The 361-nt window shown below is 45.4% G+C and carries 2 tRNA genes; both read right to left on the reverse strand.

The annotated features are described in order from the left end of the window. Positions 1-52: 52 nt before the first annotated feature. Positions 53-128: transfer RNA gene (locus AC3Z9T_RS21410), tRNA-Ala, on the reverse strand. 133 nt (positions 129-261) lie between these two features. Further along, positions 262-338: transfer RNA gene (locus tag AC3Z9T_RS21415), tRNA-Ile, on the reverse strand. Positions 339-361 lie beyond the last annotated feature (23 nt).

Genomic DNA, 361 nt, shown 5'->3' on the forward strand with positions numbered 1-361 from the left:
ATTCGCAATAGACTATTTGTACTAATCTATTCTGAATAATTCAAAAGTATTATGGTGGAGCTAAGCGGGATCGAACCGCTGACCTCCTGCGTGCAAGGCAGGCGCTCTCCCAGCTGAGCTATAGCCCCATAACAGGTTTGACAGTATCATCGTCGTTTCTAACCATGTAATTAAAAACGAAATCGAATTAAGGCAAGGCGTAGCTTAGCGACGTTTACATGGGTAAACGAGCTGAGATACAACGTAGCATTCATTCGATTTTGGTAGGCCTGAGTGGACTTGAACCACCGACCTCACCCTTATCAGGGGTGCGCTCTAACCACCTGAGCTACAAGCCTATTGATACCGTTGACTCTATTTC

It is taken from the genome of Providencia sp. 6390 (assembly GCF_058148425.1).